This is a genomic window from Lactiplantibacillus pingfangensis, assembly GCF_005404945.1.
Lineage (GTDB): Bacteria > Bacillota > Bacilli > Lactobacillales > Lactobacillaceae > Lactiplantibacillus > Lactiplantibacillus pingfangensis.
Genome location: NZ_BJDG01000006.1, coordinates 65,954 through 91,413 on the forward strand (window position 1 = coordinate 65,954; position 25,460 = coordinate 91,413).

At 45.6% G+C, this 25,460-nt stretch carries 19 protein-coding genes and 1 pseudogene; 5 read left to right on the top strand and 15 right to left on the bottom strand.

The features are described from left to right. Positions 1-176: 176 nt before the first annotated feature. On the bottom strand, positions 177-1,007 hold the full coding sequence (locus tag FFM74_RS04090; RefSeq protein WP_137625357.1) for an alpha/beta hydrolase: 831 nt from the start codon (positions 1,005-1,007) through the stop codon (positions 177-179). 205 nt (positions 1,008-1,212) lie between these two features. Between FFM74_RS04090 and FFM74_RS04095 the strand changes: the two genes are divergently transcribed. Further along, positions 1,213-1,935 (top strand): UTRA domain-containing protein, encoded by a 723-nt coding sequence (locus FFM74_RS04095; RefSeq protein ID WP_137625358.1) that lies wholly within the window; start codon positions 1,213-1,215, stop codon positions 1,933-1,935. Between the two features lie 395 nt (positions 1,936-2,330). On the opposite strand, the gene FFM74_RS04100 is transcribed toward FFM74_RS04095, so the two are convergent. Continuing rightward, a complete protein-coding gene (locus FFM74_RS04100; protein WP_137625359.1) occupies positions 2,331-4,955 on the bottom strand; it encodes a mucin-binding protein in 2,625 nt (874 codons plus the stop codon). A gap of 45 nt (positions 4,956-5,000) precedes the next feature. After that, positions 5,001-7,907 (bottom strand): mucin-binding protein, encoded by a 2,907-nt coding sequence (locus tag FFM74_RS04105; RefSeq protein WP_137625360.1) that lies wholly within the window; start codon positions 7,905-7,907, stop codon positions 5,001-5,003. A gap of 223 nt (positions 7,908-8,130) precedes the next feature. On the opposite strand from FFM74_RS04105, the gene FFM74_RS13735 reads away from it, so the two are divergent. Continuing rightward, on the top strand, positions 8,131-9,630 hold the full coding sequence (locus tag FFM74_RS13735; RefSeq protein WP_223877158.1) for a hypothetical protein: 1,500 nt from the start codon (positions 8,131-8,133) through the stop codon (positions 9,628-9,630). Between the two features lie 20 nt (positions 9,631-9,650). Here FFM74_RS13735 and FFM74_RS13870 read toward each other — a convergent pair. Then, positions 9,651-9,749, bottom strand: a pseudogene (locus FFM74_RS13870) (KxYKxGKxW signal peptide domain-containing protein); the annotation flags it as partial. A 594-nt stretch (positions 9,750-10,343) separates the two neighbouring features. Further along, positions 10,344-12,371 (bottom strand): collagen-binding domain-containing protein, encoded by a 2,028-nt coding sequence (locus tag FFM74_RS04115; RefSeq protein ID WP_137625362.1) that lies wholly within the window; start codon positions 12,369-12,371, stop codon positions 10,344-10,346. Positions 12,372-12,748: 377 nt separating this feature from the next. Between FFM74_RS04115 and FFM74_RS04120 the strand changes: the two genes are divergently transcribed. Further along, positions 12,749-13,273: a MarR family winged helix-turn-helix transcriptional regulator gene (locus tag FFM74_RS04120; RefSeq protein WP_137625363.1), complete on the top strand. Its 525-nt coding sequence runs from the start codon at positions 12,749-12,751 to the stop codon at positions 13,271-13,273. Between the two features lie 2 nt (positions 13,274-13,275). Continuing rightward, positions 13,276-13,638 (top strand): rhodanese-like domain-containing protein, encoded by a 363-nt coding sequence (locus tag FFM74_RS04125; protein ID WP_137625364.1) that lies wholly within the window; start codon positions 13,276-13,278, stop codon positions 13,636-13,638. Positions 13,639-13,706: 68 nt separating this feature from the next. On the opposite strand, the gene rsgA is transcribed toward FFM74_RS04125, so the two are convergent. From rsgA to FFM74_RS04160, 7 genes are all read right to left on the bottom strand, one after another. After that, complete coding sequence (rsgA, locus tag FFM74_RS04130) at positions 13,707-14,777, bottom strand: ribosome small subunit-dependent GTPase A (RefSeq protein ID WP_137625365.1); 1,071 nt, start codon at positions 14,775-14,777, stop codon at positions 13,707-13,709. A gap of 317 nt (positions 14,778-15,094) precedes the next feature. Next, positions 15,095-16,486 carry a glycoside hydrolase family 1 protein gene (locus tag FFM74_RS04135; RefSeq protein ID WP_137625366.1) on the bottom strand — a complete coding sequence of 464 codons (1,392 nt, stop codon included), beginning with the start codon at positions 16,484-16,486 and terminating at the stop codon, positions 15,095-15,097. A gap of 26 nt (positions 16,487-16,512) precedes the next feature. Then, positions 16,513-17,397 (bottom strand): ROK family protein, encoded by an 885-nt coding sequence (locus FFM74_RS04140; protein ID WP_137625367.1) that lies wholly within the window; start codon positions 17,395-17,397, stop codon positions 16,513-16,515. An 852-nt stretch (positions 17,398-18,249) separates the two neighbouring features. Then, positions 18,250-18,480, bottom strand: coding sequence for a hypothetical protein (locus FFM74_RS04145; RefSeq protein WP_137625368.1), 231 nt, complete (start codon positions 18,478-18,480; stop codon positions 18,250-18,252). 12 nt (positions 18,481-18,492) lie between these two features. Continuing rightward, positions 18,493-18,819 (bottom strand): PTS sugar transporter subunit IIB, encoded by a 327-nt coding sequence (locus tag FFM74_RS04150; protein ID WP_137625369.1) that lies wholly within the window; start codon positions 18,817-18,819, stop codon positions 18,493-18,495. A gap of 26 nt (positions 18,820-18,845) precedes the next feature. Beyond that, positions 18,846-20,300 carry a PTS sugar transporter subunit IIC gene (locus FFM74_RS04155; protein ID WP_137625370.1) on the bottom strand — a complete coding sequence of 485 codons (1,455 nt, stop codon included), beginning with the start codon at positions 20,298-20,300 and terminating at the stop codon, positions 18,846-18,848. Next, positions 20,300-21,682: a glycoside hydrolase family 1 protein gene (locus FFM74_RS04160; protein WP_137625371.1), complete on the bottom strand. Its 1,383-nt coding sequence runs from the start codon at positions 21,680-21,682 to the stop codon at positions 20,300-20,302. Before FFM74_RS04160 ends, FFM74_RS04155 begins: the two co-directional genes overlap by 1 nt. 213 nt (positions 21,683-21,895) lie before the next feature. On the opposite strand from FFM74_RS04160, the gene FFM74_RS04165 reads away from it, so the two are divergent. Beyond that, positions 21,896-22,618, top strand: coding sequence for a GntR family transcriptional regulator (locus FFM74_RS04165; protein WP_137625372.1), 723 nt, complete (start codon positions 21,896-21,898; stop codon positions 22,616-22,618). Positions 22,619-23,295: 677 nt separating this feature from the next. Here FFM74_RS04165 and FFM74_RS04170 read toward each other — a convergent pair. The 3 genes from FFM74_RS04170 to FFM74_RS04180 all read right to left on the bottom strand — a co-directional run bounded on the left by FFM74_RS04170 (position 23,296) and on the right by FFM74_RS04180 (position 25,160). After that, positions 23,296-23,802 (bottom strand): DUF2798 domain-containing protein, encoded by a 507-nt coding sequence (locus tag FFM74_RS04170; protein ID WP_137625373.1) that lies wholly within the window; start codon positions 23,800-23,802, stop codon positions 23,296-23,298. Positions 23,803-23,995: 193 nt separating this feature from the next. Beyond that, positions 23,996-24,235: a cytochrome b5 domain-containing protein gene (locus FFM74_RS04175; RefSeq protein ID WP_137625374.1), complete on the bottom strand. Its 240-nt coding sequence runs from the start codon at positions 24,233-24,235 to the stop codon at positions 23,996-23,998. Positions 24,236-24,962: 727 nt separating this feature from the next. Further along, the gene (locus FFM74_RS04180; protein ID WP_137625375.1) at positions 24,963-25,160 is read right to left on the bottom strand and encodes a hypothetical protein; all 198 of its coding nucleotides are present in this window, start codon (positions 25,158-25,160) and stop codon (positions 24,963-24,965) included. Between the last annotated feature and the right edge of the window lie 300 nt (positions 25,161-25,460).

The window sequence follows — 25,460 nt, forward strand, 5'->3', positions numbered from 1 at the left end:
CCTGGCTTGGCCCGGTCCCACGGCCGCATGTTATCAGTGGCGACTGGAAGCGGCACTATCAACTAATCTTCATACCTTAATCATTGACATGACAGTAATTATTAGCGATTTTGATTTTTCAACCTTTAGAAGACAATCAAAAAAAGCCCGCAACATGCGCGGGCTTGGGGGTTAGACTAATTTTCATCGTGCAAGTAACCTTGCAACTGTAACCAACGAACTGCCAGTGGGAGCCAATGCGCGGCTTGGTCATTGAGATACTTCGTTTTATGTGGCTTCTTCGTCACGTGATTGGCTAATGCCAACCCGTGAATGCCGGAGCCAAATAAATGGTACTCTGTCTCAAGACCTAATTGCATTAGCGTCTGGACGTACATCATCGTATTGATCGGTGGCACTAACTCATCGGTCACCGTCTGCCAGACAAATGCTGGCTTGCTTTGCGCGTTCAACAATTTTTGGGCAGCAAATAGCGTTGGATCAGTCGTAATCTTATCACGCTCAGCCACCGTAGTTGGAAAACCAGCATCCAAATCAATCACTGGATAGCCTAAAATGACTGCGGCATGTTGCCCCACAAATTGATTAAGCTGGTACTTGGCACGCAATGCCGGATCAGTCGCAATCCCGTTATAGTCCGCGACCACATGCCCACCAGCAGAAAAGCCGGCCAAAATGATTCGATCTGGATCAATATGATGTGCGCTGGCTTGCTTTGTGACCCAGTCAATCGTTTGACCAAGCTGTTGCAATGCCCACGGATAAACTTTACTTGTCGCTGTTTCCAACTGATAGTTTAAAACGACCGCATGCATCCCCTCCGCGACAAATCGCATCGCAATGGGTGCTTCCTCACGACCAGAATGATAAGTAAACCCACCACCGGGACAAATAATAATGACCGGATAATCGACCGTTTCCCCAAAATCTGAAACTTGATCTAGCCAATAAGCCGTCACTTTAAATGGATGTTCTTGCGTGACTAATGTTTGTTGTTCTACTTGCATCTTCATAATCCCCCATCTTAACTTAAGTTTGTATATCCCCCGAACTGACCTGCACGATTGTTGTTTACGCTTTCATTATACGGATGAGCACTCCCATCTGTCAATTTTGTTCGAATAAATAATTTAATTTGTTCGGATATTTTTCACAAATTATCTAAATTTTGTTATAATGAGGCTAACAATTAAGCGTATGAAGGTGACAACTATGACGAATAGTAGTTTTGAAACGATTTACCAAGCTTTAAAAGAACGCATTCTAAAAGGGACGTACAGTATCAAAATGCGCCTCCCCATTGAAGATGATTTAATTACTGAATTTGACAGTAGTCGTTATGCCGTTCGCAAGGCAATTAAAAAGTTAGCAGAGGAAGGCCTCGTCTACAGCGTTAAAGGCCGTGGCGTTGTTTTACTGGAACACACCCCACAAACACAACAATTTAATTTAAACTTAGGCGAATTATCTGGCATTCGAACAACCAATCCAGATCGCCCCTTTGATTATGAAACCGATTTAGTCAGTTTTGAGCAAATTATCGTCGATCAGGCGCTCAGCCAACAAACTGCATTTGAAGTCGGCATTCCAGTTTATGCGATTCAACGGGTTCGTTCCATCAACGGGACGCGGGCGGTCATTGATATTAACTATTTCAATGCCCAACTGATTCCCGGAATCACGCCAGCGATTGCCAAGGCCTCGATTTATAATTATATTCAAAAAGAACTTAAGGTTAAGATTGCCGTCGTTAAACGGTTATTACGGGTTGATTCCGTTAAATCCGTTGACACTGATAACCTTGCTTTGGGAATCAACAACTGTGTTGGGAATATGATCAGCATTGCGTTTAATGATTCTGGTCGCCAATTCGAATATACCGAATCTCACTTCATTCCGAATGAACTTGTCTTTACACAACTCATTCGTAACTAAACCTTACCAACTGAAATTAGTCCGGCCGTCAAATGATGGCCGGACTTTTTTGGTGTTCTGGCCTAATTTTGGGCGTTTTTGAAATATTTTGTGATAAATACGTGATATTGTTTCACATCACTATCAATTATATATTCGAATAAATATTGACTATTTAATAGTTTAGTTTATAATGATACTTATAAAAGCTAATGGGGGTTAGCCTTTGTACCGCCGGAATAAAATGCTGACGGTTCTATCGCTCGGTGCCAAAGAATTAGATGTGGTCACTAGGAGTAAACTAAAAATAGTCGTTGAACAGCTAGGTGTTCAGCGACTATTTTTGTCATTAAAACTTAAAGCTGACTGAATTTGCCGCGCCGATTAATTAGGCGTTTTTTTAGACTAAACACCCCTCAGTGTTCACGCCGTAACCGGACGGCACCAACTAATCCGATCATCGTTAAGGCTAATAAGCCCCAAATATCTGTTGGCCGTTGTTCACTGGTCTGCGGTAACTTTGCCGCAGTAGTTGACGGCGATAACGCCACGTTCGTCTGTGAGCCGCGTGGCGATAACCGTGGCTGATTGACCGCTGCTAAATGAACTTGTGAGTGAACCGGATGTGACCGATAAGTCATCGTCACTGGTTTGGCTGACGCGCTAACCGTGCTGCTTGGCCGACTAGTAGACATCGTCGGTGTTGCCGTTGACGTGGCTGCATCGGGTGCATAATAGAAGGCCACCGTCGTTGCCGCATTCGCGTACGCCCCCGTTGCCGAGTCATTGGAGACCAAATGATAGCCAGCAATCGTTGGGGCAGTCACATCATATGGGCTATCAACCGCGCCGGTTAACTCAGTTGCCGGCTGCAAGGCTTTCGTCGTCTGTGCCAAATAATAGTCAACGTCAACAGTCCCCGTCTGAGGCTGATAAGTCACCGTTTGCGTCAAATCAGGACTGTCGGCCGTAACGCTTGTTGCCGGCACTTGTGCGGTGTCAGGTTCGTAATCGGCAATAGTTGGCGCATCCAGCGCGTCAAAGCCACTAGCGCTAACTGGTTGCCAACTCGTGTATTTCGTTTCACCGGTAACGGCATCCCGAATCGCATTTCGTTGAAAGGCCACTTGGCGCGTGACGCTTGGCGCAGCTTGCTGGCCATCCGCATACTTAAAGGCAATGGTTTGCGTGACATTGTGTGTCAACGTCACCCCAGTTGGCAAAGTGTCACCAGGTTTGAGCGTGACTAACTGATGGGTAAATAGTACCCGATAAGATAAAATTGGTGCCGCCGAACGATAAGTCGAGCCATCAGTTGGATAACCATTGCTGACTAATTGATACCCTTTCGCTTCATAACCACTAATCGCCAATGCGGTTGGGTCAGGAATCGTACCCTCATACGGAATTGTTACAGTGGTACTCCCAATATTCTTATTAGTCATCGCATCAAGATAATTGATCACCCGAGTCACTGTCACTGGGGAATACTCATAAGTAATCGTGCCTTTATCAAGTGGCAACGTCCCGCTAGTCGCTAAACTATCAGTGCCAACCTGCTTAAAGACATAATTGCCGATCGTCGGTGGCGTCTCTGTATAACTATCACCCACATCACCGTTAACTTGCTTAGCTGGCACAATCGGTTCGCCGTCAGGATCGAGGTACTCAACCGTAATCCCGCCTGCAACTACCGCGGAAGTTTGCCCAGTTGAGGCCGTTGAGCTAGCTGAAGTGGCCGTACTCGTTGCTGTGGAAGCCGCACTGGTACTAGTTGATCCGGCGGTTGACGCTGTGCTTTTGGCTGTCGATGCAGTACTGGTACTTGTCGAGCTGGCAGTTGACGCTGTGCTCGTAGCTGTTGAAGCCGCACTGGTACTAGTTGATCCGGTGGTTGATGCTGCGCTTGTGGCCGCCGAAGCTACACTAGTACCTGTTGAGGTTGCAGCCGATGTACCTGTTGAAGTCGCGCCATCACTCATCACCATCGAATCGGCTGTTGACGCTGCACTGGTGCTGGTTGAACTAGCTGTTGACGCAACGCTTGTGGCCGTTGAAGCCGCACTTGTACTGGTTGAGCTGGCAGTTGACGCAACGCTTGTGGCTGCTGAAGTTGCACTAGTGCTGGTTGAACTGGCGGTTGACGCCGTACTCGTGGCAGTGGAAGTTGCACCAGTGCTTGTTGAGCTAGCAGTTGAATCTGTACTAGCGGCAGTGGAAGTTGCGCTAGTGCTAGTTGAACCAGCTGTTGATGCCGCGCTTGTAGCTACCGAAGCCGCACTTGTACTGGTTGAACTGGCGGTTGAATCTGTACTAGCGGCAGTGGAAGTTGCGCTAGTGCTAGTTGAATCAGCTGTTGATGCCGTGCTTGTTGCTGCCGAAGCTGCACTAGTACTGGTTGAAGTTGCTGTCAACGTACTCGTTGAAGTAGCGCTGTTGCTCATCACCATTGAACCAGCAGTTGAAGCTGTACTTGTTGCTTCAGAGGCTGTACTCGTTACTGTTGAACTGGCGGTTGAAGCCGCACTTTTTACTTCAGAAGTCGTGCTCGTTGCTGTTGAGGCAGTACCCATGGCCGTCGAAGTTGCACTCGTGCTTGCTGAGCTTGTCGCACTACTATTCGTCGCCATCGAGCTGGCAGTTGACGACGCACTTGTTGCTTCAGAGACCGTACTCGTTACTGTTGAACTTGCTATCGTACTCGTCGCGGCACTAGCGGGCATTGAGCTTTGTGCCGAGCTAGTACTTGTTGTGCTTTCTGAACTTGTGGCAGCTGAAGCTGTTGTCGCCGTCGACTTAGTTGTGGTCGAACTATCAGAAAGTGCAGCTGAGCCAGCTGTCGTGCCGGCAGCACTTGTCGGTGCTACGGCAGTTGTTGGTGTCGTCGCAGCACTTGCGGTGACCGGTTTAACAAGTAAAGCGGCCCCCAACGCACTACTGCCAATCAAAACAACCATTGCCGTACACCATTTCTTGCCGGACTTATACAGCCGGTAATGCGTCCGAACAGTTTCGGATCGCTGTAATTGTTTAAAACGCATCCTAAACACTCCTTTTTTTTCAAAACTGATGCTAATAAAAACACGCTATTGACCTTTACGGTGACGCAAGCCACCAATCAACCCAATTAGTGTTAATCCTAAAATTCCCCAAATTGACCCTGACCGCCGCTCACTAGTTTGTGGTAATTGGTGCTTGCCAGCCTGATCGTGTTGCGCAACCAAACTAGTCACCGATGTTGCTCTAGTGACTAGTGGCTTGATTGTTGGCCGAGCCACTGCCTGTTTGGCAACAGCTTTTGACGTCATTAACTGCTCTGGAACTCGGACATAATCGAAATGAATCATTTCAGTTCCAGCTGGATAATCGCCAGTAATCATTGCTGATTGATTAGCGGCTAACTGATAACCAGCAATGATTGGCGCTGTCGCCGTAAATGGGTGATCAGCATTGCCAGTCAATAACTTAGTTGTTGCTAAAGACTGGTTCGTGCCAGCCAATTGATAATGCACGGCGACTGTACCAGACTTAGGCTGATAAATGACCGTTTCGTTAACATCTGGACTAGCGGCGTTAACTTCAATCGGCGCAATTCGGGCCAAATTAGCGCGATAATTAGCCAACTGCGGAACAGTCACTGCCGCTAACTCGGGCGCCACGGTCGCACGCCAAGGCGAATATTGAATCACGCCAGTCACCTGATCGATAACTGCTGTACGTTCAAAACTAACTTGCTGTTTAATGCTTGGCGCTAAAACTTGGCCAGTCGCCGTTTTGAAGCTAATTGTCTGTGCAATTACCCGCGTCAATGAGACGTTAGCCGGCAATTTTGCAGTTGGCTGTAGTGTCACCAGTCGATGGGCTAATTTCACTGTGTAAGTCCTAGTCAACGCCGGTGTGGCAAATGGTGACGTTGTAGCCGGAAAATCGTTACTTACCAAGTCATAGCCAGCTGTCTGATAATGTTTAATTGCGACCAACGTCGGGTCACTCACCGTACTCTGGTAATTTCCGGTTATCGTTGCACTCGCCAAAACCCGTTGTGTCGTGGTATCTAAATAAGTAATGGTTCGTTGCAAGCTGATTGGTGCATATTGATAAATAATTTCACCGGCTTTCAACGGCAATGTGCCACTAGCTGCCAAACTAGTTGACGCCAATTGTCGATAGACATAATTTTTCACTGCAATTGGTGTGCTTGAATAAATATCCCCCACTTGCCCTGTTAACGTCGTACTTGGCGCAATTTCTTGACCAGCTGGATCAACATAGTTCACCGTCAGCCCGCCTGCTGAAACAGGAACTTTCGCAAAATTAAATGTGAGATATTGCGGATCTTGGGTGTAGGTTCCCGTGGGTGAACTACTGGTTGCTGGCAAAAAGCGGTAATTTGCTAATTGCGTCAACTTTGTAAAATCGTAAGTGGATCCAATCGTTGTACCAGGATTAATGGTATAGGGCTGAATGACTTGCTTCGTTGTCGGATTAATATAACGAATATAAACTTGAGGTGCCGCTTGCCAATTTGCCAGCTGATAAATCATGCTGTCATATCTTAACGTAATATTATTCGGATATTTGGCCTGAATAAAGTCCGCACGATTGCCGTTAAAATTGACCAATCCATGAAACCCATAAGTGAACCAGTCAGCATTAGGCACCGCTTGGTAGGCGGTTGGAATTTCAAAACGGCCATCCGCCAATTTGGTTAATGGTGTCTGACTCGGTCCAGCCGGTGCTGGATTGGTACCATTCCAAGTCACTTCATATTTACTCGTCAGTGACTCTCCCTGAAGCCCAATGATTGGCATTGGCGCAAATACTGCTGGTTGACCAGTAACCAAATTGACAGGTTGTGCGACATTGACGCGTTGACCAACCGCCACAATGTAGGCCATTTTGGTAAATCCACTTAACGGTGAAAAGTCGGTGAGCGACCCTTCGTTAAAATTAAAGGACTTATTCATGTCGTTCTCATCAATCGCCGTCAACCATGGCCCCAATTCCGCCAATTGTGCATTGGTTAAGCCCTCAGCATTCTTCTGATAATCAGAATTATCGGCAATAATGGAACTAATCAATTGGATCTCATTAATCTGACTTGGATCGGTCTTTAACAATGGCGCCAGATTAACCGCTGCCATATTTTGTATCATTATGCCAATTTCCGAAAAGTGAACTGGAATTAAGGGAGTCAAATCAATGTCTGGGCTCAAATACTTGGTGACTAACTGAACGGTGGTTTTAGCTGGCAAATATTGCAAATACTGCATCCCGCTTAAACTACCGGTAACGGTCAAAATGTTATTATCAGTCCCAATACTGAGTACCGGTTGCTGATAATTTCGTAACTCGCCCACGGTAATTGGTCCAGTAGTCCCCAGTGCCGTTTGTACTGCGCTGGCAATCCCCGCATCGCCAAACGTCACAATCGTCGTATCTGGTACCACGTTTGAACTAGTTGAGTCAGTCGAAGTCGTTGCCGCACTGCTGACCAGCGTACCGCCACTTGAAACAGCGCTAGCACTAGTCTGCTGGCTTGTATTGTTGCTAGTCAAGCTAACAGCCGAACTCGCAGTTGACACTGGTGTTGAACTCATCGCCAGACTAGTTGCTGCAGTTGAGGCTGGCATGGTACTGTTAGTCAAATCCGGTACAGAACTCGCGGATGTCGTCGCCGCACTGGCCGCCGTTGAGGTCGCGCTAACTGCACTGGACACAGCTACGCTCGTTGCTACGGCCGAAGCGGGCATACTAGCTGACTCAGCCGATGCCGCCCCAATACTCGTGGTTGCGGTGGTTGTGGTACTTGCAGTCGTTGTTAGTGCTGGCGTTGTGGCGGCGTTCGCAGTTATCGGCTGAACTAATAGTGCCGCTCCTAAGCAACTCCCACCAACTAAAGTAACTAAGGCTGCACACCAGTTTTTACCGGATTTATATAACCGATAATGGGTCTGTACTGGATGCATTTGTTGTAATTGTTTTAATCGCATCTTAAAACCCGTCCTTTTTTCTAACCTGAAAAACGCCGCCAAGCAGCTTTCGGTAGTTACTTGTCGGCGACTTTACTCAACTAAAACTCATTAAAACCACCAGAATGGCCGCCAAAAACTACGCCTTTGAAACGTATAATGTGGCCGACTAGTCGTCTTAGCAATCACGTGATGTGTCGCCTGTTTTGGTGTAAAGAACTGTACAATTGGTCGGAAGAACCAATTGATAATCTGCTGGAAGAATGACAACACGCGTCGAACGAATTTTACAATTTTAATCACAACTCGATGCACCGTTACTGGGTTAGTCGCCGCACTGCCAGCCGTTGAAGTTGCGGTTGACGCAGATGAGGTCGCAGCACTCGTTGATGCTGAGGTTACTGTGCTCGTTGCCGCACTAGTTGCCGTTGATGTTGGGGCCGTCGAAGCTGTAGTGCTCGTTGCAGTGCTTGTTGGCGCGGCTGAAGCCGATGATGTCGCAGCACTGGTTGCCGTGCTTTTGGCTGCACTAGTTGCCGTTGAGGCAGCAGTCGAAGCTGCCGATGTCGCCGTGCTTGTTGCGGCTGAAGTTGCAGTACTTTTTGCGACACTAGTTGACGATGACGATGCAGCCGATGATGTCACGGTACTTGTTGTCGCAGAAGTTGCCGTTGAGACTGGCGCAGTCGATGCTGTGGCGCTCGTCACTGTGCTGGTTGGCGCGGTTGAGGCAGATGATGTCGCAGCACTTGTTGCCGTAGAAGTTGCAGTACTTTTTGCTACGGTTGAGGTCGCTGCAGTTGTACTCGTTGCTGTAGACGTTGGTGCGGTTGAGGCGGCTGAAGCTGCAGTGCTTGTTACCGCTGACGTTGCTGTACTTTTTGGCGCACTAGTTGCCGTCGATGTTGGCGCGGTTGAGGCAGTCGAAGCTGTGACGCTTGTCGCCGTGCTGGTTGGCGCGGTTGAGGCGGTCGAAGCCGATGATGTCGCAACACTTGTTGCCGCAGAAGTTCCCGTTTTTGCGGCACTAGTTGCCGTTGAGACTGGCGCAGTCGATGCTGTAGCACTCGTCACCATACTGGTTGACGCGGTTGAGGCGGCCGAAGCCGACGATGTCGCAGCACTGGTTGCGCTTGAGGTTGCAGTACTTTTTGCGGCACTAGTTACCGTTGAGCTTGCTGTTGACGTCGGTGCAGTTGAAGCTGGTGCGGTCGATGCAGCCGATGATGATGACGTCGTAGCACTTGTTGCACTCAAGGTTGCAGTATTTTTTGCGGCACTAGTTGCCGTTGAGCTTGCTGTTGACGTCGGTGCAGTTGAAGCTGGCGCGGTCGATGCAGCCGAAGCTAATGATGTCGCAGCACTGGTTGCCGTTGAGGCTGCAGTACTTTTTGCTACACTAGTTGTCGTTGAAGTTGGTGTCGTTGATGCAATAGCACTAGTTGTCGTTGACTTTGGTGCCGTTGATGTGATTGCCGCGACACTTGTCGCTGTAGATGCAGGTGCTGTTAAGCCAGTTGCAGGCGTACTTGACCCAGTCGCTGTGCTGGCTGGCGCAGAAGTCGTCACTGCCGAAATCACGGTTCCAGCATCACTTGTAACGGTTGCTGCTGGTGCTGCACTAGTCGTCGCCGTGCCAAGAATTACTGAATCAGCATGTGCCGACGACGTGCTGACAGGTGCCACCAAAGGATCAGTTGTCCCGGCAGCGCTCGCCGCATTAGCCGGATTTGCCAAGGATTGACTGCCAATTAAAAGACCACCGAAAGCTAATACTAGTGATACAAGCCATCTCTTACCACTTTTATACAGTTTATAATGACTGTGACTGTTCTGAGATTTTTGAAGCTGTTTCAATCGCATATGCAAGGTGCCCCTTTCTTAATCCTGCAATTTGAAATTGCACCTTAGGTTTAACACCTGACTTTTTTAACCACAATTCACATTCTCAGCACATCGCCGATTTTTCCGGCTAACTGTCCCAAATTCCGTTAGTAAATTTTACTTAGTATTTGCTCGTTTCCATCAATCTTTTTATGATGCCCAGCAATATCGCTGGCATAAAATCGGTCTTATTTAGGGATTTTTGATAATTTAGCTAATAAAAAAACCCAGCACTGCTCTCACTTTTTGCCAGTATTTTCAATCAAATAAACCGACGATTGGTTTAGATTATTCGGATACTTTACTTAACCGGCTCACGCTAAACTGATTTAATAAGTTTGACGATCGAACTTATTTCGCTTTTCATCAGATAAATCAAAAAATCAGCCTAATAATACTTGCCGATCGTTCTAATCGTCACTATACTAATAATCGTAAAGGTGGTACATTGTAACGACTATCTATTAAGAACGAGTCTCGTTTAAGTATCATGGGGGTCAAGGAGTCACTTTACATGGGGGCTAAAAAAGCGATTGGTCAATGATTAAGACCAATCGCTTTTTACGGTTTAATTTAATTTTGGTGTTTCCGTCGACGACTCCCCAAGCCGAAGAGTGCTAAGTTACCGGCCAAGACCAAGCCTAGTAGACTAGCAACTGACTGGGATTGCTCACCCGTTTGTGGCAAGCTTTGACCTTCAGCTACTTTTAAGGCGGCCTCAACGCGTGCTTTCAATGCTTCTAATTGCTTAACTAAGGCTGTATTGCCTTCAGCTTGTGCTTTTTCGATTGCACGATCAATCTCAGCCAACAAGGTTTGATCGTCCTCAATTTGTTCACTCGCTGGTTCATCCAAGGTTTCCTCGAAGTCAGCTTCTAGTTCTTCCTCACTAGTTTCATCAACATCGGGTTCGCCAACATTAGGTTCTTCAACGCCATCCTCGTCGTCTTCCTCGTCAATTGACGGCAATTCAGCGTCAATACCAGGTTTTCCGGGCGTTTCGACAGCTGGTAATTCGACATCAATGATTGGTGCCACCGGCTTATCCAAATCTTCCTCATCTGGTTCAGGCGTTTCGGGATCTTTTTCATTATCAACGTTATCTTGTAAATCCCAACGATGGGTTTCACCTTTAACGTTCACCTTATCAGCAATAATATTGCCATCTAAATTGTGGTTAGCGGTGACTTCAGCTGCGGGTGCTAGGACACTGCCTTGGAAAACGGCATTAAAGTCAACATTACCAGTGACTAATTTGTCAGCTGCAGTCGAATCATAGAAATTCCAGAGCAGATGATTATCACCGAAGTATTCAGTTTCATGACTATTCCGTTCAGAACCATCATCATAAATAATCTTAATCGCTGAATTAACATCGTAATCGGTTGCGCCTTCAGTATCAACATTGATGATAATCGTATTCCCATCTTTATCTGATGACAATCCTTTAATCGTCAATGGCGTATTGCCGGCCAAAACATCGGCAGACAAGTTAATCACAATTCGGCCATTTTCGTCCGGCTGCATGTCGCTAACATCAATGACCCGATTGTTCATATCTGGAAAATCACTAGCCGTATAGCTCGCAACTGGTTTTTGCTCACTTAAACTAGCACTGAGTTGTTCTAGCTTGGCAAATTCTTTATCAAAGTCAATGTAGACATTACCATTCTTATCTTGATAAACTTCCTCTGCTAATAAATGGTCAATATCGATACCATTAACTTTAGGCCGATTAGGATTGCTAACATCAATTTCAACGTTCTCACCAAAAATTACTTTGTTAATCCGCGTATCACCGGCCGAAACAAATGAACTGCTAGCGATATTGGTCACATTTTGAATATACGAAATATCTTTATCTAACAATTCTTCAATAATATTGGTCCCAAAGTTAACGTTACCAATTAGGTTACCCACAGCGACGTTCCCATTCGTATGCGTGCCAAGATCGGCTTCACGTGCAAAAATATGGAATTGGGATGAAATGCCGAGCAAATTATGTAAGTCAGGGTAATCATCTTCAACGTAACCACCATCTTTAACCGCTTCATTGGCCGTGGCCGTCACCGCAGTATTGGCTGAATCTAATGATAGCGCTTCGGGCACAACTTTTTGACTAGCAGCACCGGCATCGGTCGATTCATTAGTCGTGGCTGCAGGTTGTGGCGTTGTCTTATCATTGGCAGGCGTATCAGCTTTAGCTGCCGAGTCAGCGGTCAATTGTGCTTCACCGCTAGCTGGTTGATTATTAGGCTGTTCAGTAGTCCCCGACCCGTTATTCTGATCACTAGTTGGCGCTGGCGTGGTAGTCGGCGCCTTGACGTTCTCCCCTGAGCCTTGAGTGTCCCCCGTCTGTGCTTGTGTTCCTTGAGTTGACGACTTCGCTTGTGATCCAGCAGGCAAAACCGGTGTCTGACTAGTTAAATCATCACCGGTGGCCGTCTGCTCACTGGCACTAGTTCCCGTAGCCGGTGCGGGGGCAGCGTCATCCGCCCGAGCGACAACTGCGGAACTCCCCAAAGTTAACAATACGGCACAAGCAAAGGCCCAGCGACGGCCAATCTTGTACATCTTAAAATTCGTTTGTTTACTTTCCATAATATCCCCCTAAAAATTTAGTTATTTCTTAAAATTGCTTTAATTCACTTCTATTTTCACGCTTTTGATGTTAATAATCAACACTCATTAATGAATTTATTTGTATTAAATAATAAATTTGAAAGGGGCTAAAAACGTTGCTGTTTCAATAATTCAAGCCTTTTACTAATTAGACTACTTGACCGCAAATAACTTGATTATGATCAATTACTAATATTGACCATAATTCAAGTTTCAACTGTATTTCATTAGGCAACAAAATAAGCATTCATCCTAATTCTCACTAATTAAGCAGCTTTAGTTGATTTTTATCACGAAACGCGCTATTGTTTTAAAAGTAGTTAGCTAGCTAATCATTTTTAGAAAGGATTGACGCCATGGTTGAATTTAAGTTTAACGATCGTCCCAATGACGGTCGACTCAATCAGACCATCAGCGAGTATGCAGATGTTGATCTGGATGCCGTTAAATTATTTTTAGATCTCCAATGGACCTATCGAGAGATGCAAAAAGCTTACGATGCAACCTTGGCTGAATACGGGCTTACCGAAACGCGTTTTATTATTTTGATGTTCCTGCTGCGTGCTGATGATCACAGCCTAACGCCGGCAGTCATTGCGGATAAACTTGGTGCCACGCGTGCGACTGTCAGCAAAATTTTGAAGCGCCTGACGGCTAATGACTGGGTAATTAAAACCAATTCCGTTCAAGACAAACGCTCCGTGCTGATCCAGTTAGCCCCCGCTGGGGAACAAGTCCTGACCGCTTTCTTACCGCATAACTTTTCGGCGGTTAAAACGATTATGGCGCCGCTATCCGCAACTGAAATCGTGACTCTTTCTAACTTATTGCACAAAATCAATATTGGTACTAAAAAACTTAACTCAGAAAAGAGCAACTAATCATGGAAAATACTAAAATCGACTTTTTAAAAACTTATCTAAGCTTTTATATTGATCACAACACTGTCTTGGCTGGACAACAACAACCAGATTCTGACTATGTCATCTTGGACGTCCGCAACGCCCCGGCGGCAATTAAAAAGGATCAAATTAAAGGTGCCATCGCCATGCCAGCCAAAGACTTACCCCAACGTTTAGGTGAACTCGATGCAACTAAAACTTATGTCGTCTACGATTGGACTGCCGGAACTACCCTCGGTAAAGTCGCTCTGTTAGCCTTATTAGGCGCCGGTTTTAAAGCTTATGAATTATCTTGTGCCCTCGAAGGTTGGAAAGGCATGCATTTGCCAATCGAATCCCTATAATTCTCGACCATACTAAAACAAGCCCCACGGAAAGTTACGCTTCCGTGGGGCTTGTTTGCAATATTTTTTTAACGCCGTCGATTCTTAGCTTTCGCCTGACGGACCACTTGCTTCATGCTATTTTTACTGCCAAACATCCGATTAATTTTTTCGTGCTCCCGCTCACGGGCGTTTAACCCATCATAAGCCAATTCCCGCTGAAGCTTGCGATAACTCTCCAAGCGGTCGGCAGCCAATTTTCCAGATTGCAACGCCGCCTGAACTGCACAACCGGGTTCGCCCTGGTGTGTGCAATTGCTAAACTTGCATTGCGTCGCTAATTCGGCAATATCTGCAAAGGTGCGGTCGACATCACCGGTATAGAGTTGTAGTTCCCGCATGCCCGGTGTATCAATGACTAGCCCACCTTGTGGTAACAATAATAATTGTCGTGAGGTGGTGGCGTGGCGACCTTTATCATCGTCTGCGCGAATTGTTTTCGTCGCGAGGACGTCGCTCCCCATCAGCCGATTGATCAAAGTTGATTTACCAACACCCGATGAGCCAACAAAGGCCACAGTCTTGCCGGTTGTCACGTATTGCGCCACGTCATCATACCCAGCACCGGTTTTAGCCGAGCAGGTGATGATAGTGACGCCTAAACTAACAGTTGCCAATGCCGCAAGTTTGGCCGGCAAGTCTTCACATAAATCAGCCTTGGTTAACACAATCACTGGCATGGCGTTGCTATCCCAAGCCATGGTCAAATAGCGCTCAATACGCCGCACATTGAAGTCAGCGTTCAGTGACATACAAATGAAAATGGTATCAATGTTGGCAGCAATCAGCTGGCCATCACTACGATTACCGACTGTTTCACGGGCTAAAACACTCTGCCGTGGTAAAACTTGGTTAATCACCGCATTATCAGTCGTCATCGTCACCATGACCCAGTCACCAACCGCTGGGAAACGCGTTGACTCAATATTTTCATACATGAATTTACCGGACAACGTTGCCGCTTGTTCGCCGTTAGTTGTCATAATTTGATATAAGTTGCGATGTTGCGCAGTGATTCGCGCAAGTTGTTGATTGTTAAAAGTGCTTGCTGCTTGTTTAAAATTGGGCGTTAACCCGTAATCTGCTAAATTAATTGTCAATTTAATTAAATCCCTTCGTGAGTCGATCCGTCAGCTGGTGAACAAAAAAGCGTCCAGCACCACGGCTGCACGCGAAACAAACTGGGACGATTGCCCTAGTCGTGCGTTCAACCAGCATTTGAGTACACTAAATAAAACTGAATGATTCCAGTTATTTTTAGGTCTAAAATATGATGATTATTGAACGGCCGACATAGGCGACTCCTCTAAGATTTAATAACTTCAAACTAACATGTGTGTGCGGGGCTGTCAACTGTTAAGGTTTTGACTAAAACGCCAAAAAAGTGCCAGCCGCAACAGCGACTGACACCAACTAACTAATCTTCAAACAAACTACTTTCACTCAACTGTTTAAACCACGCCGCCGACTTCTTCAGTGTCTTCTCCTGCGTATGAATATCATCACGAATCAACCCATACCGATTGTGGTAAGCATGATTCCAGGACCAGCAGTCAATCGCCGTCCAGACAAAATACCCGATACAGTTCGAACCAGCGTCAATTCCTTGCTTCAACGCTTGCAAGTGAGCCTTCATGAAATCAATCCGGTAGTCATCTTGCACGATCCCATCTGCATCCATGAAACGTTCTTCACCGGCTACGCCCATCCCGTTCTCGGAAATAAACCACGGAATGTTGCCATAGTTTTCACGCATGTTATTGGCAATATCGGTCATTGCTTCAGGGTAAATTTCCCAACCACGATCGACATTCATAATCCGACCAGGCATCTGATATTCCTTGAAATAAATATCCGGCATCCACGGCTGCAAGCTTTTTGGCGAAATATCCGGTCGTTGCACGCGCAATGGCTGATAATAGTTCACGCCGAGATAATCAACGGTATTTTCAGCAATCAATGCAAGCTCTTCTGAGGTCGCATCCCATAACACGCCATCTGCCGTTAACCTTGCCACCAGTTTTGCTGGAAAATGCCCCAGAACGGCTGGCTGTAAATACATTTCATTCGACCAGGCCTCGGCAAAATCCGCAGCCGCCACATCGGCAGGATCATCGGTCGCTGGATAGGCTGGGGTAAGATTTAAAATAATCCCAATCTTTTTTTCTGGTTGTGGACAAACGTCTCTAAACTTGGCAATCACTTTCGCTGATGCCAGATTCATATTGTAGGCGACTTGTACTGCCTTGGGACCATCCACAATCTGTGGATAATGCCAGCCATACAAATATTGGCCGTCAACGACAACTTTAGGTTCATTAAAGGTGAACCAATTATCAACGCGATCGCCGAACAACTTGAAACATTGGCCCGCAAATTTTACAAAGAGGTCAACCACGTGCTTCGAGGTCCAACCGCCGTAACGATCATACAGCTCAACTGGCAAATCAAAGTGATGCAAGTTGATATACGGCGTTATATGGTGTGCGAGCATCGCATCAATCACATGATTATAATAAGCCACGCCATCCGCATTCAAACTCGCCGTCTCAAAGTCATCGATCAGGCGTGTCCATTGAATCGAGGTCCGCAAGGCTTTGATCCCAGCTTGCGACATCAGCGCCAAATCGGCGTCATAATCATGATAAAAATCCGAAGCGGTATCTGGACCCACGCCATTGTCAAATGCAGTCGGTTCGGTTTCAAACCAATAATCGAACACATTTTGATGTTGCTTATGGAAATTACCTTCTGTTTGAGGACCGGATGTCGCGGCTCCCCAGATAAAATCTTTGGAAAAAGTTGTCATAGCACCCTCCATTTGGTTGAACTGACCTAAACTAGCTCAGGATAAGTTTGCGAAAAATCAACTGCTGCGCCACGTAAATTAGCTTCATCCGTATAAACACAAGAGACAATTACCGGCTTGATTGACGCAATCTTGACTTGTTGCCGAATCTTGTCAATTTCTGCCTCGATTCCTGGAATGAGCGCCGGATTATTAGAAACCCCACCACCAATGACGATCTTTTCAGGATCAAAACTGTATTGAATATTATAAATCGCGGTCGCTAAGGTCCGATAAATTGTCTGCACCTCTCGAGCTGCGGTAACTTCACCAGCTGCCGCCAATTCGAATAACCGTTTACCGTCGATTGGTGCCGCCTCTGGATTAGCTGCCTGATAACGACGCAAGGCATTCGGCACAGTTCCTAACTCACTCACGGTGTTAGTAGCTGTTGCCATGATGTAGCCGAACTCACCACCAAATAAGTGGGCGCCATGCCAGATGCGATGATTAACGATCAACGCGCCACCAACACCAGTCCCGACGACGAGAAAGGCCAAACTATCCGTGCCAATCCCCGCCCCACTGTCTAATTCCGCTAATGCGGCACAATTTGCATCATTTTCCATGCTGACTGGTAGCCCAAACTTTTCCGCTAACGCCTGTTGAATTTCAAAATGATGAATGTATGGCACGGCACTCGCGCCACCAACAATCCCGGTCCGCTTATCGACCGCCCCCGGTGAACTGATGCCGACGCCGACAATGGGTGCTTTCGTCTTCATCGTTTCAACTTCTGTTGTTAACAAGTCAAAAAATTCCGCCAACGTTTTCGGTGTGGCAACTGCGTGATGTGCTTGCAAATTTTGGCCGTCCCAAATCGCAAACTTAATCGTTGTCCCACCAATATCCACTAATCCTAAAGGTTGCATTGCTCATTCCTCCATGCTGTTCTCTTTAAGCAGTACCACTCACTGACACCGCTTTCTTAATTGAAATTGTATCATTAATTCAGACGTAATTTACCCCTTTCAACCTAAAAGAAATTACCTAACCAAATTCATCACGCGACTGTGATTAGTTTCAGTCAGTTTCCAAGGTGAAAATAATTTGCGAGTAGCCAAATAAAAAATCGCTCAAACTTTCTCAAGTTGTGATAGCTATCGTACTTTTGACGCTTTCACTGAAGGTTGAAAGAACAAAAGGACTCGTAAATATTGTCATATAGACAACAGGCACTGCCAAATTAGTGGTGATCCTGCTCCGACATGCAAAATCGCTGTGTTATATGGGATAGCCGCAGCCATAGTACGGTCTGCGACTTCGATTTAAAGCCGATAATCCACGTCTTTGGATCGCCCTGTAAGATTAGGCGGTCAAAACCCACTGACCAATCTTACCGACACAGCACAACAATTCTGCCTGCTTCCGCTAAAACTAGCCTAAAATAATTAAATTAGCTGGAAGTCACCGCTGATAGTATCGGTCGTGAGGGTGGTGTTGGGTCGGCATGTTTCTTGCCGACGTTACACCGCGGACTGTCCGGGACACTTGCGATTTGTGCGAGGGTCGAGACGTTAGACGTTCCTCAGGCTTGACCCGGTCCCACGGCCGAATGCTATCAGTGGCGACTGGAAGCGGTCATGTCAACTAATCTTCATGCCTTAATCATTGACATGGCAGTAGTTACTAGCGATTTTGACCTTTAAACCTTCACTCATAACCAAAAGGACACCCCAACGGATGCCCTTTCGCGAATAATCATACAAATTAGGTCAGCAACCCTAATTGGCAGCCAAGGCCGCTTGTAATTCCGTGTCACAAGCTAACGCTAAACTCATCTTGAACTGCCCATCAATCGTGATGCCCTTGGGAAAGCGCACTTCGCCTCCCAGATAATAGCCCTTTGATGGCTGAGCACCATCCACGGCGACATGCACTTTACTTTCCTCATCAATTTGAACATCAAAATGATGTCCATCTTGATCATAAGTTGCTACTGGTTTTAATGCCATCGTATTCCCTTCTTACTTAGATTTCATTAACTTTTCGGCGGCACTCAAGACACCAGCACCATTCATCATGCCGTAGTCTTGCATGTTGATAATCGCCATTGGAATGCCCGCCTGATCCGCTTGTTTTTGCATATCAGCTTTCATGTAGGCAATTTGTGGGCCGAGCATCAAGACATCGGGCTTTGCCGCTGAGGTCAGTTGGTTCGGCACATCGGAAGCCGCCGTAGCAAAGATTTTGTAATCGACCCCCGTCTTTTTTGCGGCGGCCTGCATTTTTGACACTAATAGTGACGTTGACATTCCGGCAGAACATGCCAACATAATTGTTTTGGTTTCCATGATTAAAATTCCTTTCTCAATTCAGTTTATTGCGCGTCGGCCGTTTCACCAGCAGCTTCGGCGGCTTCTTTAGCATTTTCTTGTTTTAATAAGTAAGCATCATACTTCTTGGCAAATGGGAAATAGATCCCAGTTGAAATCAGCAATGTGCAAGCTTGCCAAATCGCCATCTTCCAGCCACCGATTAAGAATCCTGAGATAATCGCGGGTGTCGTCCATGGTGCGGCAACCCCATTTAACGGTGGCACAATGCCAAAGTAAATAACCAAGTAGGTTGAAATCGCGATAACTACTGGTGTCAAGAAGAATGGAATGGCCAACAATGGGTTCATAACTAATGGCAATCCAAACAAGAATGGTTCATTAATATTGAAGATCGCAGGAACTAATTCAATTTTTCCTAACGTCTTAACTTGCGCTGATTTTGCCGCAAAGAGAGCAAACACCACCAGGCCAATCGTAATCCCAGAACCAGTCAAGTTGATAAAGTTGTTATAAAATTCGTTGGTTACAATGTGCGCGCCATTTGCTAACGATAATCTACCAGCATGGTATAACGCAGCGTTGGCCGCCGTGTTTGGCATTAAGAAGACCCCGGCAATGGTCCCGACGATTAAGCCACCATGGACCCCAAAGAACCAGAAGAAGGAAACGGCGAACCCAATAACGATTGCGCCACCTAATGAATCTGATAAGCCTTGCATTGGTAATTCCAATAAGTTATAAACATATTGCAATAAATCAGTATTAAAGTGTTTGAAAATTGCGAAGACAAACATTGCGACGGTAATAATAATCCCAGCAGGAATCATCGCAGTAAATTGCTTAGCCACACTGGCTGGCACTTGTTCAGGCAAGGTGATCTTCCAGCCTTTACGAATCATGGCAGAATATGACCAACCAACTAAGAGCCCAACAATGATGGCGCCAACCATCCCTTGACCACCAAGCCAAGTGATGTTGAAGACCCCAGTGACTGGTGACGTGACAAATGCTTGTAGCGCTGATGGTAATTTGTCGATATTAGCAGTGACCGCTTTACCCGTCATCGCAATATTACCAGCACTATTCGTTAGTCCGGAACTCATAATCCCTTTTAAGGGGTTATCAATTTGCATCATTTGAATTAGTAAGAAGGTTGCTAATGACGTCAATCCGGCTGGTAAAGCTTCATAGCCTTCATTGCGAACATACACATAGGCCATCCCAATGACCGCCCAAATTGATAAGACTCCGAAAGTTGCCGTATAGGCTTGCGTAAAGAACGCTGACCAACCGGTAGCCGTTAACCAAGCCGCGACTGCTGGAATTGGAATATTTGATAAAATTAAGAAAACCGACCCAATAATGATAAATGGCAGTGAATAAATCATCCCATCTTGTAAGGCTTTAATTGCTTTTGTGTTCACGAACTTCATAATTGGTGGCATCAGCTTGTTATTAACGAACTCGCTAAAACCATGTTGCTTCGTATTTTCCATTACAATTCATCTCCATTTTTAGCTAAAACGGCCTTAAGCCAGTAAAACGATTGCTTAGGGACGCGTCGCAAATCCTTCAAGTCATGATTACTCCGATTAACGTAAACCACCCCATAACGCTTTTCGACATCCGCATGCGAACTTGGAATATCGATCAATCCCCAGCCAAGGTACCCTAACACCTTGGCGCCATCAATAAACATCGCATCCTTCATCGCTTTAATGTGATCCGCATGATACTTAATTCGTAAATCATCTTGAATCGGATGCTCACCATCCCACTGTTCACGACAACCAATCCCATTTTCAATGGGGAAAACTGGAACTTGATACCGATTATATAAATCAGTAATCAACCGCCGAAAACCAATCGAATCAATGCCCCAACCCCATTCACTCGTTGCTAAGTAGCGGTTGGCTTCACCACCATAATTTAAATAGTCATTCGGGGCGGCGTTGGCTGGCAACTTGTCGGCATTGATCGTCAGCGTTTGATAATAGCTAAATGCTAAGAAATCCGCATGCATCTGGGCCAAAATTTCATCATCGCCAGCTTGGTGATCATAGTCAATGCCGTGTTGCGCGACATAAGTTAAGACTTGATGATCGTAATGACCTTGCACAAAAGCTTCATTCAAATTTTGATATAAAAATTGATCAAGCTGTTGCGCTGCTAACACATCATTCGGTTTGGACGTCGCCGGATAAACGGGCGTCGCCGCCACCATGCCACCAATTTTCAGCTGTGCATAATTAGCATGAACATAAGCGTCTAATTGCGCATGCGCCAGCATTGTGTGATGAAAAATCGTGTACAGATCATTCAACGACTTTTCGCCGGTCTCATAACCTGAAATATTAAAAACTTCATCCGTAAAATATAAATTATGTTCGTTAAACGTAATCCAATAAGGCACCCGATCCGCAAAATGATCAATGACTAATTTGCCAAACCGAACAAATGCCTCAACGGTGTGACGCGACATGAAGCCGTTTTCATTTTGAGCAAGCGCCAACGGCATATCAAAGTGATACAAACAAATCATCGGTGTAATGCCCCGTTTGAGCATCGCATCAACCAGTCGATCGTAAAATGCTAACCCTTGCGCATTGACTGCGCCATCACCGTCCGGAATGACCCGCGACCATGAAACCTGAATGCGATACATATTCATGTGCATGGCCTGCATCAGATCTAAATCCTCGTCATAGCGGTGATACTCATCAATTGCGTCATGCCAATCCGAACTGGTCGCCGTTGCCGGGCGGACATCATAAACGGATGGCCCTTTACCATCAATATTCCACGCACCTTCAGTTTGCATGCTAGAAACTGAATTTCCCCAAAAGAATGTTTGGGGCATTTTTCGTGTTGCTGCCATTGTGACCTCCATCAACAAGTTTTAGAAAACGTTTTCTCAATTAGTAAGTTTAAGCTTTTTATTTTTAAAAACAAGTCTTTTTGTTAAAAAACATATCTTTTGTGTAAATCTGGTGATTACTTTCGCATATGTTATACTTTTAGAGAAGTGACAGCACAACCGTTAGCCTAACGCTGACCTAACTGAATTTAACGAATGAATGTGAAGAAGCCTATGACGAAAAAAAAATATCAACAAGTGGCTGATACGATTAAGCAACGCATTTTCACGCACGCTTATCCGCCGAAAATGTTATTACCGAAACAAAGTGAATTTGCTGAAGAGTTTGGTGTCAGCAAAATTACCATCAAAAAAGCCCTCGACGGGATTGCCCGCGAAGGCTTAATTTACAAAAAATCGGGACTAGGAACTTATGTCTTAGGTAACACACTAATCAATAGTCGACAAGATGCTCCTGCCAACGCCTTTGACGGTCTATATAATCAACAGGGCGCCAACCACGTCACCAGTAAAGTGATTAAGTTCAAGATCGAATTTCCGACTGAGGCTATTCAAGCCAAACTAGGCATTGAAGCCAATGAACCAGTCTATGATATCTTACGATTACGACTATTGGATGATCAGCCTTTCATTTTAGAACACACCTATATGCCGATTAAACTCGTACCTGATTTATCGACTGAAATTCTCGAAAAATCAATTTATGATTATATTCATCGCATCTTAAAGCTCCAATTCGGTGGCGCGTATCGTAAAATTCATGCTAATTTACCGGATGCCGATGATGTGAAATACTTGCAGGCTGGCGAAAACACGCCAATTTTGGAAGTTGAACAAATTGTCTGGTTGACGAATGGTAAGAATATCGAATACTCAACTAGTCGTAATCTTTATGACGCCCGTTCCTATACCGTTGTTGATTTGAACGACCTTTAGACGCCGTAGTTATTAGCTTTTCGAGTTTGAACAAGCCAGGTTTCTCCGCGACTACTGGTAATTCGGTAAAATTGCAATCAACTCTCATTAGCGTCCAGCCGCCCGATGGCTGGGCGCTTTCTGTACACTAACTATCAAATGAACTAAAGGTTGAAAGATCAAAATTCCTAATCATTGCCGCCATGTCAATGATTAGGTCATGAAGACTAGTTGCCATGACCGCTTCCAGCTAATTTAACTGTTTTTAGGTTAGGTTTAGTGGAAGCAGGCAGAAATCGTTGTGCTGTGTCGGTAAGATTGGCCGGCGGGTCTTGGCCGCCTAATCTTACAGGTCGATTTAAAGACGTGGGTTATCGGCTTTGAATCGAAGTCGCAGACCGCACTATGGCTGCGACTGTCCCACCATAGCACAGCAATTTCTGCCTGCTGAAGCGGAATTACCACTAATTTGGATCTGAAGTTTACAAAGCAACCAAAATTATAAGTGACGCGTTTGAGCACTTTGAGTTTGTTAGTCGTTTCTTCTAGCGGATTCGGGTTCGATTAAAGCCAACAATGACGGTATTAACGATATGAAAACGATCAATCACAAGGTGAAAATAATTTGCGAGTAGCCAAATAAAAAAACTGGCTAGCACCGACTTTCAGCATTGCAAGTCATGACTAACCAGTTTATCTTATTCTTTGTCTTCAACTGCTGAAGGTTCATCTTGTTTAGCAGTAGCTTGTTGCATCTTACCTAACACCCCGCGAGCGATTGGGCCTACGATGATGAGCTGTAATGGTAGCGCAACAATCAAGTTAAAAATCCAAGTATGACCATAGGTGGCTAAAACGTGTGCCCCGGCCAACTTACCTTCCACCGCAATCCCAAATAGGGACATGCAAGTTACCATGCCAAGCACCATTAAAACTGAGATGGTAATCCCAATTAAAACCATGTTTTTCCGCATGTAATCATTAATGATATATTTGAAAGCTAATCCTTTTGCAATTGGCCCAACGACCAACAGATCTAAAATGATTGCTACAACTAAACCAAGAGGATACCCGCTTAAAATTGCAAGGACTAAGCCATTGCTGAAGCCTTGCGCCATCGCGACATTGTACGCAGTCATGACAAATACCATCAGACCGGCCATAATCGCCGTGAACACAACTTCTTCTTTTAAATTACGTGGCATGATCTAAACACACTCCTAGTTTTAGTTTCGAGTGTTCACTATAGCACGCCAAATCCTCACGTCGTAAGTAACAATTGCATGACAAATTATTGAGCGCTTACATTTCAGACCAAAATAAAAGATCAGAACCTGTTTGCGCCCTGATCCATCAGTGAATTATTGTGTTAGTTTTGGCGGGAGACCCACAGTGAGGTTATTCCACGTATTTCCCAACAACTGGCAACTTCTTCAAAACGCTGCGTCCGTGTGGCGAACGCGTGTCAATAATTGTCGTTAATTCTTGGCCAGCTAAATTGCCATGGTGCTTACCGCCAGCCCATGCGTCAACCCCAGTCACATCGTAAACGACCCCATCAACAGCGACATAAGCTGGTTGACCATTCTGACCATCAAATTTTGCCAATTCGGCTTGGTTAAAAGTTGCTTCACTCATCACGAATCACTCCTCTTCAATTTATGCTAATAGTAAACTGAACTGCCAAATAAAAGCAAGTAATCCGCTTTCAATTTTCGCTCTCCGCAGCCATGGTTAACCGAAAAATCACCAGTTGTGACCAAGACTCCCCGTCCCCAAGTCGGCTCGTCTAATGTAACTAGTGCCTCTCGGCTGATCTCGTTAACCCCGGTTTTCGAGACCATTTGGTTGGTGACCTAACCTTTTGACCGCAATCACTGAACGACCTGACTAATGACATCCGCTTAATGCTGCCACATTAAGCCCTCTAACTTGAGATTCGGTTAAAGCCGAATGATGGTTTAGCCACTCGTTTTGCTCACAAAACATGACCGAGTCTGGGACAGCCCTCCAGACTCTTTTGTCGCTCCAAATAGTTATCCTCGAAACGTGGAACAAGAGGCTGCGACCTCCGCTTAGTCTAGGGAACCAAACGATTGCAAGCCCCAATCATCCGGTTTCCTAGGCTATGCTCGGTAGCAACCCGCCTTTTGTCCCACTCTTGCCCCAAACCTGCGCTATTACTAACGCAAAACCCTCAGCCACCTTATCCAATCATCAACTGCATCGACCACTAACTGGGTCAATCGAGACACCCCGTTCGATTCCCAGTTGGCTGATTAGCTTAACTGGTTGATATCGCTATCTTCCAAGCGCTTCATTGATCTCATGACATCATATTGGTCACCCAAATACGTGGGTCAACTCAGTTGAGATCAACTGGTGGTGGCCCCATCGCCGCAATCCGATGATTGGCTACCAAGTTTAAGGTGAGTACCGTCCTTTTAGCAACAACTTGGTGTTTCCTACACAAAAAAGCCGTGTCGCCAAATGCTGTCAAACCAGTCTTTTGACCGGCGACAGTTGCCACGACTGGAATTAACTTACTCGTCGTATTTGTCATGGTGCACACTCCCTTAGTTCCTTGAACCCAGGTCCGTTCTCAGGGTGCTTGCAAGCGCCTTGAGAACTTCTTCACAAATCGTTTGACATGACTTTCCCGCACCCATTAGTTAAACACGTTGACTGTTGCCTTTTACAACATCGACTTTATCATATTTTACACAAAATATCCTGATTATTTTACTGATTCGATAAGATTTGCACTCATTATCATTGGTTCATAAAAAAAATTAACAAACGATGCTCAAACAAAGCGCGTAATGGTGTAAGTTATCCCCCTGAACACAACTGACCTCAAAAA